The sequence below is a fragment of the Peribacillus sp. NPDC101480 genome (assembly GCF_050277335.1).
GTDB lineage: Bacteria > Bacillota > Bacilli > Bacillales > DSM-1321 > Peribacillus.
This window is the reverse complement of sequence record NZ_JBNNSB010000008.1, coordinates 28156-42849: the sequence shown is the minus strand read 5'-3', so window position 1 is coordinate 42849 and position 14694 is coordinate 28156. Positions and strand designations below refer to the sequence as shown.

The 14694-nt window shown below is 42.2% G+C and carries 19 protein-coding genes; 11 read left to right on the top strand and 8 right to left on the bottom strand.

The genetic code is table 11. The features are described 5' to 3' along the window. Positions 1-68 precede the first annotated feature (68 nt). Positions 69-953 carry a cidABC operon transcriptional activator CidR gene (gene cidR / locus ACQKMF_RS22610; protein WP_402944877.1) on the bottom strand — a complete coding sequence of 295 codons (885 nt, stop codon included), beginning with the start codon at positions 951-953 and terminating at the stop codon, positions 69-71. 163 nt (positions 954-1116) lie between these two features. After that, positions 1117-1542 (bottom strand): universal stress protein, encoded by a 426-nt coding sequence (locus tag ACQKMF_RS22605; protein WP_101225945.1) that lies wholly within the window; start codon positions 1540-1542, stop codon positions 1117-1119. Between the two features lie 164 nt (positions 1543-1706). On the opposite strand from ACQKMF_RS22605, the gene ACQKMF_RS22600 reads away from it, so the two are divergent. The 5 genes from ACQKMF_RS22600 (at position 1707) to ACQKMF_RS22580 (ending at position 7067) form a co-directional block, all read left to right on the top strand. Continuing rightward, positions 1707-2102 (top strand): MerR family transcriptional regulator, encoded by a 396-nt coding sequence (locus tag ACQKMF_RS22600; RefSeq protein WP_427575067.1) that lies wholly within the window; start codon positions 1707-1709, stop codon positions 2100-2102. Positions 2103-2175: 73 nt separating this feature from the next. Next, positions 2176-2943 carry a 3-hydroxyacyl-CoA dehydrogenase gene (locus tag ACQKMF_RS22595; RefSeq protein ID WP_101225947.1) on the top strand — a complete coding sequence of 256 codons (768 nt, stop codon included), beginning with the start codon at positions 2176-2178 and terminating at the stop codon, positions 2941-2943. 80 nt (positions 2944-3023) lie between these two features. Further along, a complete protein-coding gene (locus ACQKMF_RS22590) occupies positions 3024-4169 on the top strand; it encodes an acyl-CoA dehydrogenase family protein (RefSeq protein WP_402944868.1) in 1146 nt (381 codons plus the stop codon). 33 nt (positions 4170-4202) lie between these two features. Beyond that, positions 4203-5354, top strand: a complete 1152-nt coding sequence (locus ACQKMF_RS22585; protein WP_427575065.1) for a thiolase family protein — start codon at positions 4203-4205, stop codon at positions 5352-5354. A 132-nt stretch (positions 5355-5486) separates the two neighbouring features. Then, positions 5487-7067, top strand: a complete 1581-nt coding sequence (locus ACQKMF_RS22580) for a fatty acid--CoA ligase (protein ID WP_402944862.1) — start codon at positions 5487-5489, stop codon at positions 7065-7067. A gap of 387 nt (positions 7068-7454) precedes the next feature. Here the strand turns inward: ACQKMF_RS22580 and ACQKMF_RS22575 are convergent, their stop codons facing one another. The 3 genes from ACQKMF_RS22575 to ACQKMF_RS22565 form a co-directional block, all read right to left on the bottom strand. Further along, entirely contained in the window at positions 7455-7640 is a 186-nt protein-coding gene (locus ACQKMF_RS22575; RefSeq protein ID WP_402944859.1) for a YfhD family protein, read from the bottom strand. Positions 7641-7748: 108 nt separating this feature from the next. Beyond that, positions 7749-7871: a YfhE family protein gene (locus ACQKMF_RS22570; RefSeq protein WP_081088510.1), complete on the bottom strand. Its 123-nt coding sequence runs from the start codon at positions 7869-7871 to the stop codon at positions 7749-7751. 53 nt (positions 7872-7924) lie between these two features. Then, positions 7925-8845, bottom strand: coding sequence for a TIGR01777 family oxidoreductase (locus ACQKMF_RS22565; protein WP_402945096.1), 921 nt, complete (start codon positions 8843-8845; stop codon positions 7925-7927). Between the two features lie 125 nt (positions 8846-8970). On the opposite strand from ACQKMF_RS22565, the gene recX reads away from it, so the two are divergent. Beyond that, positions 8971-9768: a recombination regulator RecX gene (gene recX, locus ACQKMF_RS22560; RefSeq protein WP_402944856.1), complete on the top strand. Its 798-nt coding sequence runs from the start codon at positions 8971-8973 to the stop codon at positions 9766-9768. Positions 9769-9843: 75 nt separating this feature from the next. Next, entirely contained in the window at positions 9844-10155 is a 312-nt protein-coding gene (locus tag ACQKMF_RS22555) for a YfhH family protein (protein WP_402944853.1), read from the top strand. Positions 10156-10196: 41 nt separating this feature from the next. Here the strand turns inward: ACQKMF_RS22555 and ACQKMF_RS22550 are convergent, their stop codons facing one another. Beyond that, positions 10197-10352, bottom strand: a complete 156-nt coding sequence (locus ACQKMF_RS22550) for a small, acid-soluble spore protein K (protein WP_034305387.1) — start codon at positions 10350-10352, stop codon at positions 10197-10199. A gap of 113 nt (positions 10353-10465) precedes the next feature. On the opposite strand from ACQKMF_RS22550, the gene ACQKMF_RS22545 reads away from it, so the two are divergent. Beyond that, positions 10466-10732: a YfhJ family protein gene (locus ACQKMF_RS22545; protein WP_101225953.1), complete on the top strand. Its 267-nt coding sequence runs from the start codon at positions 10466-10468 to the stop codon at positions 10730-10732. A gap of 55 nt (positions 10733-10787) precedes the next feature. Here ACQKMF_RS22545 and ACQKMF_RS22540 read toward each other — a convergent pair whose 3' ends face one another. Then, a complete protein-coding gene (locus tag ACQKMF_RS22540) occupies positions 10788-11765 on the bottom strand; it encodes a metal-dependent hydrolase (RefSeq protein ID WP_101225954.1) in 978 nt (325 codons plus the stop codon). A 207-nt stretch (positions 11766-11972) separates the two neighbouring features. On the opposite strand from ACQKMF_RS22540, the gene mutY reads away from it, so the two are divergent. Next, positions 11973-13091: an A/G-specific adenine glycosylase gene (mutY, locus tag ACQKMF_RS22535; RefSeq protein ID WP_402944849.1), complete on the top strand. Its 1119-nt coding sequence runs from the start codon at positions 11973-11975 to the stop codon at positions 13089-13091. Positions 13092-13254: 163 nt separating this feature from the next. On the opposite strand, the gene ACQKMF_RS22530 is transcribed toward mutY, so the two are convergent. Next, positions 13255-13479: a hypothetical protein gene (locus ACQKMF_RS22530; RefSeq protein WP_101225956.1), complete on the bottom strand. Its 225-nt coding sequence runs from the start codon at positions 13477-13479 to the stop codon at positions 13255-13257. Between the two features lie 69 nt (positions 13480-13548). Between ACQKMF_RS22530 and fabL the strand changes: the two genes are divergently transcribed. Continuing rightward, positions 13549-14298 carry an enoyl-[acyl-carrier-protein] reductase FabL gene (gene fabL, locus ACQKMF_RS22525; protein ID WP_230178804.1) on the top strand — a complete coding sequence of 250 codons (750 nt, stop codon included), beginning with the start codon at positions 13549-13551 and terminating at the stop codon, positions 14296-14298. Positions 14299-14379: 81 nt separating this feature from the next. Then, entirely contained in the window at positions 14380-14655 is a 276-nt protein-coding gene (locus tag ACQKMF_RS22520; RefSeq protein ID WP_402944846.1) for a gamma-type small acid-soluble spore protein, read from the top strand. Positions 14656-14694: the final 39 nt, after the last annotated feature.

The following is a 14694-nucleotide window of genomic DNA, read 5'->3' as shown; positions in this document are numbered from 1 at the left end:
ATGGTTAGATGTTATCATGTGCATAACCTAAATCTATGATAATGCTTACATCAATCATGCTAGATAATTCACTGCTTATGTGATAACGCTTCCCTCGTATATTTCAGCCATTCTTTTGCAGCGTATGAAAGGTAATGGTCCTTACTCCAAATAAATCCTAAATTCCAACTAATAGAGGGGTTTTTAACCTTGATTGTCTTTACGCGATCATCATGACGGCATAAACTTTCAGGTAATAGAGCAACGCCAAGTTTACAGTAAACCATTTCCTCAATAAAATCCCATCGTGAACTTTCGGTGACGATATGTGGAGAAAAACCAGCTTCACTACAGGATGAAATGATGAGATCTCGAAGGACGTAATCTTTATTGAATAAGATGAAAGATTCCTTTTCCAGGTCGGCCAAATCAATTTCTTCCACACAAGCATGCGGATGGGAGGGATGGACAATCAAGTTGATGTCTTCTTCCAAAAAAGCAAAATGATGAAAAAGTGCGGTGTTGGTTGGCAGGACTATTACGCCTATATCAATTAAGTCACTTTGAACGGATTCTTCTATTTTCTTTGAACCATCCTCTACTAATTGAAAGGTAATATTAGGATAATCCTCGTGAAAACGGCTAAGTATCCGGGGGAAGAAAGAAGCGTTTATTATCGGCGGAAGCCCGATGCGTATATGTCCCTTTTTCAAACCTACTAAATTGTCCATTTCCGTTTCCAAATTGTGAAAGGCCTTATCAATCAATTTTGCCTGGTCTAAGACGACCCTGCCTGCATCGGTCAAAATCAGTTGCTTGCGTGAACGATCAAAAAGCTCAACTCCTAGCTCGGCTTCCAGGTTTTTAATCATCTTGCTGATGGTAGGCTGGGTAATGAATAAATGGTCGGCAGCCCGAGTGAAGCTATTGAAATTGGTTACCTCTATAAAGTATTGCAAATGTTTAATATCCATTGCGTCACCTGTTATCCTCGTTTAAATTAGTTCCATTTTACCTGTAAACGGAAGTGTTTGTAAAACATGATAAGTTTGGAATTCATGCACGCATAAATAAGCTGGATTCCAAGGGGAACCCAGCCTAGGAAAGGGCTGGTCATAAAGAGTACTGCCGTGAATTTTATTTGACCAGCAAGACAGGAACTGGGGAATGTTGAACGATATAGTGGCTCACGCTGCCAAGGAATTCCTTGAAGCCACTCAATCCGCGGCTGCCCATGATGATAAGGTCGCAATTCTGGGATTTTGCATGTTCCAATAAAGCCGTGATGGCTGAACCCTCTATGACAAATGTTTGGGATGCATTCGGGATTTCGGATAAAAGCGCTTCCGCTTTTTTAATCACTTCCTTGCCATACTTGAGCATGGATTCTTCAATTTCCTGAAAGGCATTGCCATATATATTTGGTTTGATTGGCAGCGTTACAGCGTGAAGCACCTGGATTTCGATAGCGGGATCCAGCTTCGCTAATTCAATCGCTTTTTCTAAAGATTTAAGTGCCAATTCGGATTCATCATAAGCAACTAATATTTTTGAACATAGCATTGAGCGATCATTCCCTTCTTTAAAAGAATATACCCTTAGTATATCAATTTAAATCTTTCATACAGTTTCATATATTATAAATTTTGTGAATAATTATTGAAGTTTACGTTAACGTCAATGTTAAAATGAAGGTAAATAATCCCTTTGCAAAGTGTGGTTTTAACATGTACACCATTTCTGATTTAGCAAAAGAATTCGGATTGACGACAAGGACCCTCCGATATTATGAGGAACTGGGTATGCTTAAACCAAAGCGTACCGAAACGGGAAAAAGGGTTTATGGAAAGAAGGAATATGCACAGCTCAAAATCATAATGCGCGGTAAGAAGTATGGTTTTTCGTTAGTGGAAATAAAAGATATCGTCCTTTTATTCGATAAGGATGGGACAGGCATAAAGCAATTGGAAAAAACGATTGAAACTGCAGGACAGAAGCTGAACGAAATAAATGAACGCATTAAAGAGCTGGATGGGCTGAAGCAGGATTTTGAACAGGTAATCAAAGGCTTTACCGAAACCCTTCATGACTTGAAAGTGAACGATAAAGCAGGCAGGCGGTGAAATAAATCTTGAAAATAGGTTTTGATGATAGTGAAAGATGAATATATATTCTAGAAACAAATGGGGTGAGGATTTGGAAATTCAAGAAACGATTGCAGTTGTGACAGGAGGAGCTTCAGGTCTTGGAGCCGCGACAGTAAGAAACATCATTAAAAAAGGTGGAAAAGCGGTCATATTTGACCTTTCTGAGGAAAAAGGCGCTAAAATGGCTCAGGAATTGGGAGATTCAGTCCTATTTATTAAAACGGATGTAACAAGTGAAGAAAGCGTATCGGTGGCGTTGGATGAAGGGATGAAAAAATTCGGGAGCATCAATGCGGTCATCAACTGTGCAGGTATTGCAATTGCAGAGAAGGTCATAGGCAGAAAAGGTACGCATGAATTGAAAGCGTTCTCAAAAGTCGTGCAAATCAATTTGGTCGGTACGTTTAACGTAATCCGGCTTGCCGCGGAAAAAATGGTCGAAAATGAGCCAAATCAAGAAGGGGAGCGTGGCGTCATTATCAATACTGCTTCGGTCGCTGCCTTTGAAGGACAAATCGGACAAGCCGCATATAGTGCCTCCAAGGGTGGGATTGTTGGTATGACTCTGCCAATCGCAAGGGAGCTTGCCAGCAAAGGGATACGTGTCGTATCGATTGCACCGGGTCTATTCCATACTCCGATGTTCGATTCGTTACCTGATGAAGCTAGGACGTCATTAGGGAAAACCGTACCATTCCCATCAAGGCTCGGGTATCCAGAAGAGTACGCTAAACTAACGGAAAGCATCATAACGAATCCAATGCTGAATGGGGAAACCATCAGACTGGATGGGGCCATTAGAATGTCACCCAGGTAAGTTGTTAATTCCTTCAGGGCAATCCATTCTAAATCCAGGAAAAGAGCCTCCGACAAAGAATTGGAGAGGAGATAAAACAGATGAAACATCCATACCTAAGTGAAGATCATGAGATTTTCCGTAAGTCATTCCGAAAGTTTTTAGAGAAAGAAGCAGTTCCCCACTATGAACGATGGGAAGAAGAGAGGATCATCCCCCGGTCATTTTGGGTGAAAATGGGGGAACAGGGTTTTTTATGTCCGGACCTAGGAGAAGATTATGGAGGTTCAGGGGTAGATTGGGGCTTTGCAGTCATAATTAATGAGGAATTGGAAAGAGTCGGTTCTGGTTTCATTGGTTTCGGACTTCACAGTGACATCACCGTTCCGTATATTTCCGCATACGGAAATGAGTCACAGAAACAGCGCTGGCTTCCCAAATGCACGACGGGGGAAATCATTACAGCCATTGCCATGACAGAGCCTGGTACAGGTTCGGATTTGGCCAATATTAAAACGACTGCCATTTTGGACGGAGATCATTACATAGTAAATGGCCAAAAGACATTCATCACGAATGGCATACATGCGGATTTGGTCATCGTTGCCTGTAAAACGGATCCAAATGCAGTTCCGAAACATAAAGGCGTTAGTTTAGTCGTGGTCGAAAGGGATACACCCGGGTTTTCCAGGGGTCGAAAACTGAAGAAGCTTGGTTTGCACAGTCAGGATACAGCAGAGCTCATCTTCGAGGATTGCCGTGTTCCAAAGGAAAACCTGCTTGGTGAAGAAGGCAAAGGGTTTAATTACCTAATGGATAAACTGCAGCAGGAGCGACTTGTGGTGGCAATTTGTGCTCAAACCGCATCTGAGGATATGCTGGCCGATACGATTGAGTATGTGAAGGGCAGGGAAGCGTTCGGAAAATCCGTAAGTCAGTTTCAAAATACTCAATTCAAAATCGCGGAAATGGCAACGGAAATCAAAATGGGGCGTGCCTTCCTAGATCAATTGATCACCAAACATATGGCTGGTGAACAGGTTGTAACGGAAGTTTCGATGGCAAAATGGCGTTTGACGGAGACTGCCAGAAAAATATCCATTGAATGCATGCAGCTTCATGGCGGCTATGGATATATGGAGGAATACAAGATTGCCAGAAGGTATCGGGATGTTCCGGTAGCGAGCATCTATGCAGGGACAAATGAAATCATGAAGAAGATCATCGCTAAGAATATGGGTCTTTAATTTAATAAAAAGGTTGAGAAGGGAAGAGAGTATATGCGGGAAGTGGTTATCGTTGAAGGGATTCGCACGCCAGTAGGCAGAAGGAACGGTGTCTTGAAAGACGTCCGCCCTGATGATCTGGCAGGGGAAGTATTGAAGAAGCTGATTGAAAAGGCGGGCATCGATCCGGCTATTGTCGATGATGTCATTTTAGGCTGTGTTTCACAGTCGGGCGAACAGGCCGGTGATATAGCAAGGGTTGCTACACTGATTGCCGGATTTCCGATTGAAGTGCCGGGAACGACGATTGACCGTCAATGTGGATCAAGTCAGCAGGCAGTCCACTTCGCTTCCCAGGCCATCTTGTCGGGTGATATGGATGTGGTAGTGGCAGGTGGAGTGGAAAACATGTCACGAGTTCCCATGGGGTCTAATTACCAAGGTGCTGTAACAAGCCAAAAGTATATGGACCTTTATGAGGTGATCAACCAAGGGTTATCAGCTGAGAGAATTGCCGATAAGTGGGGAATAACACGTGAAGATTGTGATCAGTTTTCCGTGGAGAGCCATGCCAAGGCAATACGTGCTCAAAAAGAGGGACATTTTAATCGTGAAATGATATCAGTATCGGGTACTGATAAAGAAGGAAATCATATCGAAGTTACGGAAGATCAAGGCCCAAGGGGTGGAACTACGCTTGAAGTACTTGCTGGATTGAAACCGGTTTTCCAAGAAGACGGTTTAATCCATGCGGGGAATTCAAGTCAAATCAGTGACGGTGCTGCCGCTTTATTATTGATGGAACGCAGTAAAGCCGAAGAGCTTGGATTGAAACCGCGCTTTAAAGTGCATACACGGGTTGTTGTCGGGTCAGATCCCACCCTGATGCTTACGGGGCCGATTCCCGCCACCCAAAAAGCTTTGGAAAAAGCAGGTCTTACAATTGATGATATCGACATATTTGAAGTGAATGAGGCTTTCGCTCCTGTACCGATTGCCTGGCTAAAAGAAACGGGGGCAGACCCGAAGAAACTGAATCCAAATGGCGGGGCGATTGCCTTGGGTCATCCTCTTGGCGGCAGCGGGGCCAGATTGATGGTGTCAATGATCCATGAGTTAGAAAGGACTTGCGGCCGTTATGGGCTGCAAACAATGTGTGAAGGCCATGGGATGGCGAATGCGACCATCATAGAAAGATTGGACTGAAACTGGACATTCCATTTATGAATATTCGTAATTCGCACGAAAGTAAAAGCTGAAAAGGGATGAAGCCGACCATCGCAGGCTTTGCCTGAACTCTTCCTGTTGATGGTGGGCCTACTTGAGGAGGAAAATGATATGTCAGTGACGATTAAAAATATCTTTGATCAGACGGTTCAGGAATTCCCCATTAAAGAAGCTATCTACGACGTGAGAAGAAATATCCGCTATACGTACATTCAATGGAATGAGCAGGTTAATAGGTTGGCGGCGGCCCTTCAAGCGGAAGGGGTGCGGAAAGGGGACAGGGTCTCTACGTACCTTTACAACAATGAAGAGCTTGCAACAGCATTCTTTGCCTGTGCAAAAATCGGTGCAATCTTTAATCCAATCAACTTCCGGTTAATGCCGGAAGAGTTGGCTTTCATCTTGAACGACGCTGCTCCAAAGGTCGTTTTATTCGAACATGAATTGGAAGTGAACGTTGCCGCGGTTGAAAAGCGTTTTTCGGAAACGGCCTTTTGGTATATTGATGATGATGTACCTGGATATGCCAAAGGTTACCGCCAGAAATTGGCCAGTATCTCATCAAAGCCAGAAGAAGTGGATGTTCACGAGGATGATATCTATGCCATCATGTATACGAGCGGGACTACCGGACGTCCCAAAGGGGTCATCCACCTTCATAAAGATATGGTCAAACAAGCAGAGATTTTAATAGAAGCAATGAAGTACGAACGCTCTGATATCGGTTTGATTACTGCACCGATGTTCCATTGTGCCGAATTGCACTGTTCCTTTTTACCTCGCGTACAGGTCGGTGCCGCAAATGTCATATTACATCAGTTTAATCCCAAAAAGGTAATGGAACTGATTGAATCAGAGGGGATCACCAAGTTTTTTGCTGCTCCTACGATGTGGAACATGCTCATTCAGGAAAACTTGGATGATTATAAATTCCAGAGTTTGAAGCTTGGGCTTTATGGAGCAGCCCCGATGGCCCCCTCACTTGTAAGGGCCTGTCAGGAGAAACTCGGCATGCAGTTCATCCAAGCTTATGGAATGACTGAAATGGGTCCCGCCATCACTCTCCTATTGGAGGAAGATCAAATTAGGAAAGCGGGTTCTGCCGGCAAGGCATGCTCCGAACATGAAATCATCATTGTCCGCCCGAATGACGAAGGGCCATCGGATCCCGAGGATATGCTTGAACCTGGGGAAACAGGGGAGATCCTTGTGAAGGGTCCATGTATCATGCAGGGTTACTTTAAAAAAGATAGAGAGACCGAAACGGCGCTTTACAAAGGCTGGTACCATTCCGGTGACATCGGTTTCCTGGATGAGGATGGATATCTGTGGGTCAAGGACCGGGTGGACGACATGATCATTTCCGGAGGGGAAAATATATATCCACGGGAAGTGGAGGATACATTATATGAGCATCCAGGAGTTCTCGACTGTGCAGTCCTTGGTCAGCCAGATGATCATTGGGGGGAAATGGTAACGGCCTTCATCGTAGCCAAAGACCCAACGCTAGCGGAATCCGACTTAGAAACCTGGTGTAAGAACAGTGAAACACTGGCAAACTATAAACGTCCAAGAAGATATATCTTCAGTAATGAGCTGCCTCGAAACGCAAGTGGGAAGATGCAAAAATTCTTGCTTCGTAAACAGTTGGAAGAAAATGCTGATGGAAAAAGTTTGGGGAACCTTCTTTAATGCTGGGGTCAATAGCAATAAGCCTACTGACAAGTTAGGGGTGGAAAAGTCATTTGGCATACGATAATACTTGGAGGTAAGACATAATATAGACCGTAACAGATAGTTATTATATAAATAATAATCCTGTGGAACAATTCAAGGAGAGAGAATAGTTATCCACAATAATAATGCTGAGTGGTTAGCTTAAAATCCACTTTATCCACATAATCCACAGGGTTATCCAGAAATAACATTATTTTCATGTTGATAAGGTGATTTATTGTACTTGTTTTTTATCAGTATTTTCTGAATATATCCACAATATACACAGGGCTGTGGATAAGCTGTGTAAATAAAGAAAACATAAGGGGCTGATTAACAAGCCCCTTGGTTGGTTTCTCCTGCTTATAAGCGGCGATTATGAGCACGGCGGTCAGCCGCATTTGCCCGGGCTTGTGCCTCGATGTCTTTCTGGTCAGCCAGTTCGGAAGAATATTCAACGTCAAGTCCGTCACTTTTCAGGTTTTTAGGAACCTGAGGAAGTTTCTGTGTGTTCTTATCTCGATTATGGTGTATGTTATTGCGTCCCATGTTAGCGCCCCCTAGAATAAAAAATAAGCTGGAGATGAATTCATTTATCATCTCCAGCTTATTTTGTGTTGAGTGGCTGTTCAAAATGTACGGGAAAAAACTCCAAACTTAACGACGGGATTTCTTTTCGGTATATCCACCAGCCCGATCTGCTTTTTTAAATTCGCGAGCATAAAGAATCGCTTGTGTACTAGTCAAGTTACTTTTCTCTTTATCGTGTTTTTTAAGCAATTAGATCATCTCCATTCCACTTAATATCCCTATTTTTTCCTAAAATGACCCTTTCATACGTGAGAATCTTCTTTTAAGATATTTTGTAAAGCTTCTTTAAGGGTTGGAAAGGAGAAGGTGAATCCTTCCACTTTAAGTTTAGCGGGAAGGACATTTTGCCCTTCAAGTACAAGTATGCTCATTTCCCCAAGCAGTTTCTTGAGGAAGAAGGGAGGTACGGGCAACCAATGGGGCCGGTGCAGGACAGCTCCTATCGTTTTCCCGAATGTATCCATCTGAACGGGGTTCGGTGCAGTAAAATTGATTGGACCTTCTATCCGAGCATCGTTCATGCAAAAGATGATTGCACGGACCACGTCATGGATATGAATCCAGGAAAGCCACTGATTCCCTTTGCCCATCTTTCCTCCGCCGAATAGTTTATAGGGGAGGACCATCATTGGCAGTGCACCGTCTTTTTCTCCAAGAATCACCCCGAATCTTGTCAGAATCAACCTTTTACTGTAAGAGCGTGATTTAGCCGCTTCCTTTTCCCATAGTTGAACAGTACGGGCTAAGAAATCATCACCAATCGATTCAGAGGTTTCGGTAAAGGTTTCATTGTCCGAAATCCCATAATATCCGATTGCACTTGCATTAATGATGACGGACACTTTATCGGGCAGTATGGAAATGATCCGGTTCATCTCTTTGGAAGCTTCGACCCTGCTTTCGACAATCCGGCGTTTTCGTTCAGGTGTCCAACGCCCGCTGTTTAAAGATTCACCAGCAAGGTTAATGAAAACATCGAGCCCTGCCAAGTGTTTTTCCGGCTTTGCGTCCTTGGTCAACCAGCCGATATATGTCAAATTAGTCTGTTTATTAAATTTTTCGGGATGACGCGTCAAAATATATATATCATGATTTTCTTTTGATAATTCATCAATAAGGGCTGTGCCGACAAAACCGCTTCCACCAGCAATGGCTATTTTCATGAAAACCACTTCCTTTCCCTTTCTTTCCTTCACTTTAACATGCCCATGTTCTTTTTTCATTTTTAGACATCCTATATATAGAAATGGTAAACGTAAAGGGGTAAAGTAGTGGAGGGGGTGGATTTATGCCAAACATAACAAAAATAACAACCCAAAAGAAACGTAAAGATCGTTATAACATTTTCGTTGACGAAAAATATGCCTTCAGTGTAGACGAAGAAGTGCTACTGAAATTTCACTTGAAAAAGGGTATGGAACTTGATGACCTACTTTTAGCTGAAATACAATTCCATGATGAAATCCAAAAAGCATTTACCGATGCACTTAATTATTTATCATACCGGATGCGCTCGGAATCGGAAATTCGCCTTTATTTAAAAAAGAAGGAAACGGAAGAGCCGATCATTAAGGAAGCGATACATAAACTTTACAGCTTTAACTATTTAGACGACCTTGAATTTGCCAAGGCTTACGTACGGACCCATGTGAATGGCGGCAATAAAGGGCCCACTACCCTTAAGCTCGAGCTTAAGGAAAAAGGGGTGCAAGAAAAGTTGGTTGTCGAGGCATTGAAGGAATACCCCTATGATATTCAGATTGAACATGCAAGCAAACTTGCTGGAAAAGCAGTCAAAAAGGAAAAAAACATTTCCGAACGAGCTTTAAAGCTGAAGGTTGAACAAACCTTGTTACGGAAAGGCTTCCCAAGAGATGTCATCCATGAAGCACTTGAAGATGTGACGGTTGAAAAGGATGAAGATGAACAATGGGATTCTCTTTGCCACCATGCCGAAAAAATGCAACGTCGATATAAAAACCATGAAGGCTTCGAATATGAACAAAAAATGAAGCAGGCATTATACCGAAAAGGTTTTCCAATAGAATTGATTGAGCGTTATCTTTCCAATCCTGATGAGGATTAAGTGCATCGATAGCCAAATCGCAAAATTTTGTTTAATATAGAGGTAAATTAATATTTCATTTAAGGAGTCATATATATGAGCGACGTAAGATACAGCAAGTTGTCCGCCTATGAACTACAGCAGGAAATTGCAGCGTTGACTGAAAAAGCGAGAAAAGCAGAGCAATTGGGAATGGTTAATGAATTTTCAGTATTGGAACGAAAAGTGACGATGGCAAAGGCCTATTTGTTAAATCCGGATGATTTCAAAAAAGGTGAAATATATCAAATTGACGGAGATCCCGGTGTCTATTTCAAAATTGATTATATGAATGGCGTATTCGCCTGGGGATACCGCTTAGGCGGAAGCGGTAAGGAAGAAGCACTGCCGATTTCAATGTTAAGATAAAAAGGAACCGGGGAACTACCCGATTCCTTCTGGTGCATCTTTTAATTCGATCGCTCGTTTGAGGCTTTCATTCTTTCTTGAGGGTGTGTATTTATACTGCCATCTGCACGCTTTGAAGCATACCTTGCTTTGGCACGAGGCTCGCCTTGGAATTTATTATTGTTTTGGTTGGGGAATCCTTTTTGTTTATTTCGCAAATTTTTCTCCTCCAAGCATCAGATTAAAGACAGAAGCGTTTCCGCTTACCACTAGTATGGGTATGGAACAGTATAGTTCATTCTGTAAAAATATTGGCAATGAGGTGGTTCTAATGAATGATTACCATGAAAGATTAACCAAGATACTGCTTGAGAAAAATGAACACATCACGTATGAGCAAGCTTTGACTTGGGTGGAATTATTATGGGAAGATTTCGAGGCGACCTATGCAAAGGCCGGGCATGAATATGCCGGAGAAGAAATGACATCGCGAGTTGTAAGGACCTGGATTGATAACTACGGTGAGCAATTCCACGAATTCATTGCAAAAAACCCTAAATATCAACAGTTATTAAATCAGCAGAATCGAGTGCATTAAAAAAGCTGATTCCAGAGGGGTTCCCTGGAATCAGCTCTTTTTCAATACGCAGTGACTACAAAATAATATTCAATTTCTTCTGCAGTTTCGCTTCGCTAAAGATCCAGCCGGTATAAGAATTCAAGATATTCAATTCGCTGTCTAAATGGACCACTGCCACAAACGGGTAATATCCATTGCTGCGGTATCTTAAATCGATAAAACGGACTTCATAATATTCTTTAATCTGTTCGATTTCAAATCGGTAAACCGGCGAAAAGGACAGAAAGGCTGCCAAGTTGATATCCTTTTTGGCGGCTTCAAGAATTTCACTTTCAGGCAATGGCACTCGATCGAAGGTATCAAGAATCGTCACATATCCATTATCGGCCCGTGCCACATAATAATTCTTTTCGGTAATCACCGCAATTTTCCAGCGATGAAAACGCATGGTCGGTGATAATAGGATTTTCCTTGCTCCTGGAATTTGCTTTTTGACCACTTTTTTTATAAAAGCTTGTTCCCTGAACCTGGAAATATAATAAATGACGAGTATTCCGTAAATGGAAAGAAATAAATAGCCTGGAGGAAATCCATAGCCCCATAATATCAGGCCGGCAACATGTATTCCAAAAATGAACGGGTCAAATGTATTGATGACCCCTAAAGCTACCCATTTAGACGAAATCGGCCTGAGAGCCTGGGTCCCATAAGCATTGAATATATCCACGAATACGTGAAGGAAAACGGCTAAAAAGGTCCAAAGCCAAAGATGAAGGTAATTTGCTTCAGGTAAGATGGCGAAAAGTGCTCCGCTGATAATCAAGGGCCAGAGTAAAACAGCGGGAATGGAATGCGTGATTCCACGGTGGTTTCGTATATATACAGCGTTATTCCTTAATTTTAAAACAGTGTCAATGTCCGGAGCTTGTGATCCCAATATCGTACCTGCTATGACTGCACTTGCAGTGACTGGGCTCTGCGCAATGACAGGATCTAATGTGGCAAGACCTCCAAGAGCAATTCCCATGACAAAGTGAGTACCTGTATCCAAAAAACTAACCTCCCTGCCACAATTTGAAAAAAATGGTCTTCTTTCATCATACCGTATTTATATATTAACCATCAAATGAATATAATTTTGATTTATTTCCGTGAATCTTTACAAATAAATGAATATGAACATGATATTAAAAAAAGAATGGCCTACTATAGGTATTCCCAATTTTGATAAGAGTGTAACATCTTTGGAGGAACTGATGTGAAAGAAATAACGATCCCGACAATAGAAAAAATAAAAATCGATGAATTTCAAAAAGATTTGGTTTCCTGGTTTCTCGAAGAACAAAGAGAATTGCCATGGAGGGAAAATAAGGACCCGTACCGTGTTTGGGTTTCTGAAATAATGCTGCAGCAAACGAGAGTGGACACGGTGATTCCTTATTTCAACCGGTTTGTGGAATGGTTTCCTACACTCGAGGATTTTGCCAATGCCGATGAAGAGAAAATCCTAAAAGCATGGGAAGGGCTGGGATATTATTCACGTGTAAGGAATCTGCATAGTGCCGTTCAGGAAGTGAAGGCATCCTATAATGGGATTGTACCGGATGATCCCGATGAAATATCCAAATTGAAAGGTGTCGGCCCTTATACAGCTGGTGCGATACTTAGTATCGCATACGGTAAGCCGGAGCCAGCCGTTGATGGAAACGTCATGCGTGTTTTATCAAGGATATTGATGATATATGAAGACATTGCAAAGCCAAAGACAAGAAAAACTTTCGAAGCAGCCGTCAGAAAGCTGATCGATCATGAACATACCTCAGCCTTCAATCAAGCGTTGATGGAACTTGGAGCATTGATTTGTACACCAGGTAAGCCTGCTTGCCTATTATGTCCCGTCCAAAGTCATTGTCTAGCATTTGAAGCTGGGGTTCAGTTGGAATTGCCGGTGAAAATCCAAAAGAAAAAGACGCGGGATGTACCAATTGTAGCTGCTGTTTTAACGAATGAAAAAGGTGAGTTTTTAATTCACAAGCGAGCACCAGAAGGATTGCTTGCAAATCTTTGGGAATATCCGAATTTCGAAAACCATTCATCCCTTTTGCATAAGAGGGAGTTCTTCGAAAGTAGGTTTCAGGAAATGTATGGCGTCAAACCGGAAATCACTGAATCACTTGTAAGAATTGAACATGTTTTCTCACACCTCGTTTGGAAAGTGGACACGTATATCGGAGTGGTCAAAGAAGCCATCAGTGAAGAGACATTAAGAGAACAGCAACTTAAGTGGGTGAGTGAGGCAGAGATGGAGGAGTTGGCATTTCCGGTTTCCCACCAAAAAATGATGAGAGCGTATAAAGAAAAAGAGTGTATCGAATAAATCTTTATAGTATTCAAGCATTCATGGGGTCAATCATATTACATTCTTTATTTTTTGGGTGCGATTTGTATTTCCCTGGGAACAGGGATATTATGCTAAAAGAGGATATCCGCTAAGATATCCTCTTCCTTTTGTTGATTATTAAAACGATATCCGTATAAAATCAATCGTAAATGGTTTTCGTTCCATGGGTATAATCTGCTTCTTGTCTATTAAGTCCGCCTCTATTTTCAATTTCTTTGACGATTTCGCTATGGATACTCTGTCCTTCTTGGTTTAAATAAGGTACCATTTGTTGAAGGGAGTGATGAAAATAGGCAAGTTCACTATTTTCCCAATCCGATTTTTGCATCATCGATAACTCTGTCATATCACGTCCAACATACATAACAGTAACACTCCTTAAAAAAAATGATTTTTATTACTAGGTGTTTACTCAGAAAGGATGAATAAACGTATGGAACAAAAAGTGGCACTCGTTACAGGTAGCAGTAAAGGTTTAGGCAGAAGCACGGCAATAAGGCTTGCAGAGGAAGGTTACGACCTCGTTATTAATTATGCCCGGAGCAAGTCGAAAGCATTAGAAGTGGCGGCTGAAATTGAAGCGTTAGGGCGCAAAGCCCTTGTAGTTAAGGCAAATGTCGGTGACGTTGCGAAAGTGAAAAGCATGTTCGAGGAAATCGATGCTTATTATGGACGTTTGGATATTTTCATTAATAATGCGGCCTCTGGAGTGCAGCGCCCATTGATGGAGCTGGAGGAATCCCATTGGAACTGGACCATGGACATCAATACAAAAGCCCTCCTTTTCTGCGCACAGGAAGCGGCGAAATTAATGGAGAGGAACGGCGGAGGGAAAATTGTCAGCATCAGTTCACTGGGATCCATTCGCTATTTGAAAAATTATACAGCTGTTGGAGTTTCCAAGGCTGCACTTGAAGCACTGACAAGATATTTAGCGGTCGAACTGGCTGCAAAAAATATTTGTGTCAATGCTGTATCAGGCGGTGTGATCGATACGGATGCCCTGAAGTCTTTCCCGAATCGGGATGAAATGCTTGCTGAGGCGGCAGATCAGACTCCCGCTGGCCGGATGGTCGAGGTGGAAGATATGGTGAATACCATCCTGTTTTTAATTTCCGATGGAGCCAGTATGATTCGTGGACAAACCGTAATTGTTGATGGAGGCATTTCATTGCTTGTTTAATGTAACTGGAAAAATTTAAATGATTTTTGTTGGATAGCACTCCTGGATAATGGTTATCTTATTATCGTGGAGGTGATATCAATGGCTAAAAACATGAATAAATCACAAGCAGGTACAAATGTTCAACAAGTGAGACAACAAAACGCGCAATCTCAACAAGGTCAAGGTCAATTCGGTACAGAGTTTGCTTCTGAAACCAACGCTCAAGAAGTGAGACAACAAAACGCGCAATCTCAACAAAGAAAAGGCCAAGGTCAAGCACAAGGCCAATTCGGTACAGAGTTTGCTTCTGAAACTAACGTTCAAGAAGTGAAACAACAAAACCAAAAATCTCAAAGCAATAAAAACCAAGGCTAATTGCCGATGAAAAAGCATCCTTCTTATGAAGGGTGCTTT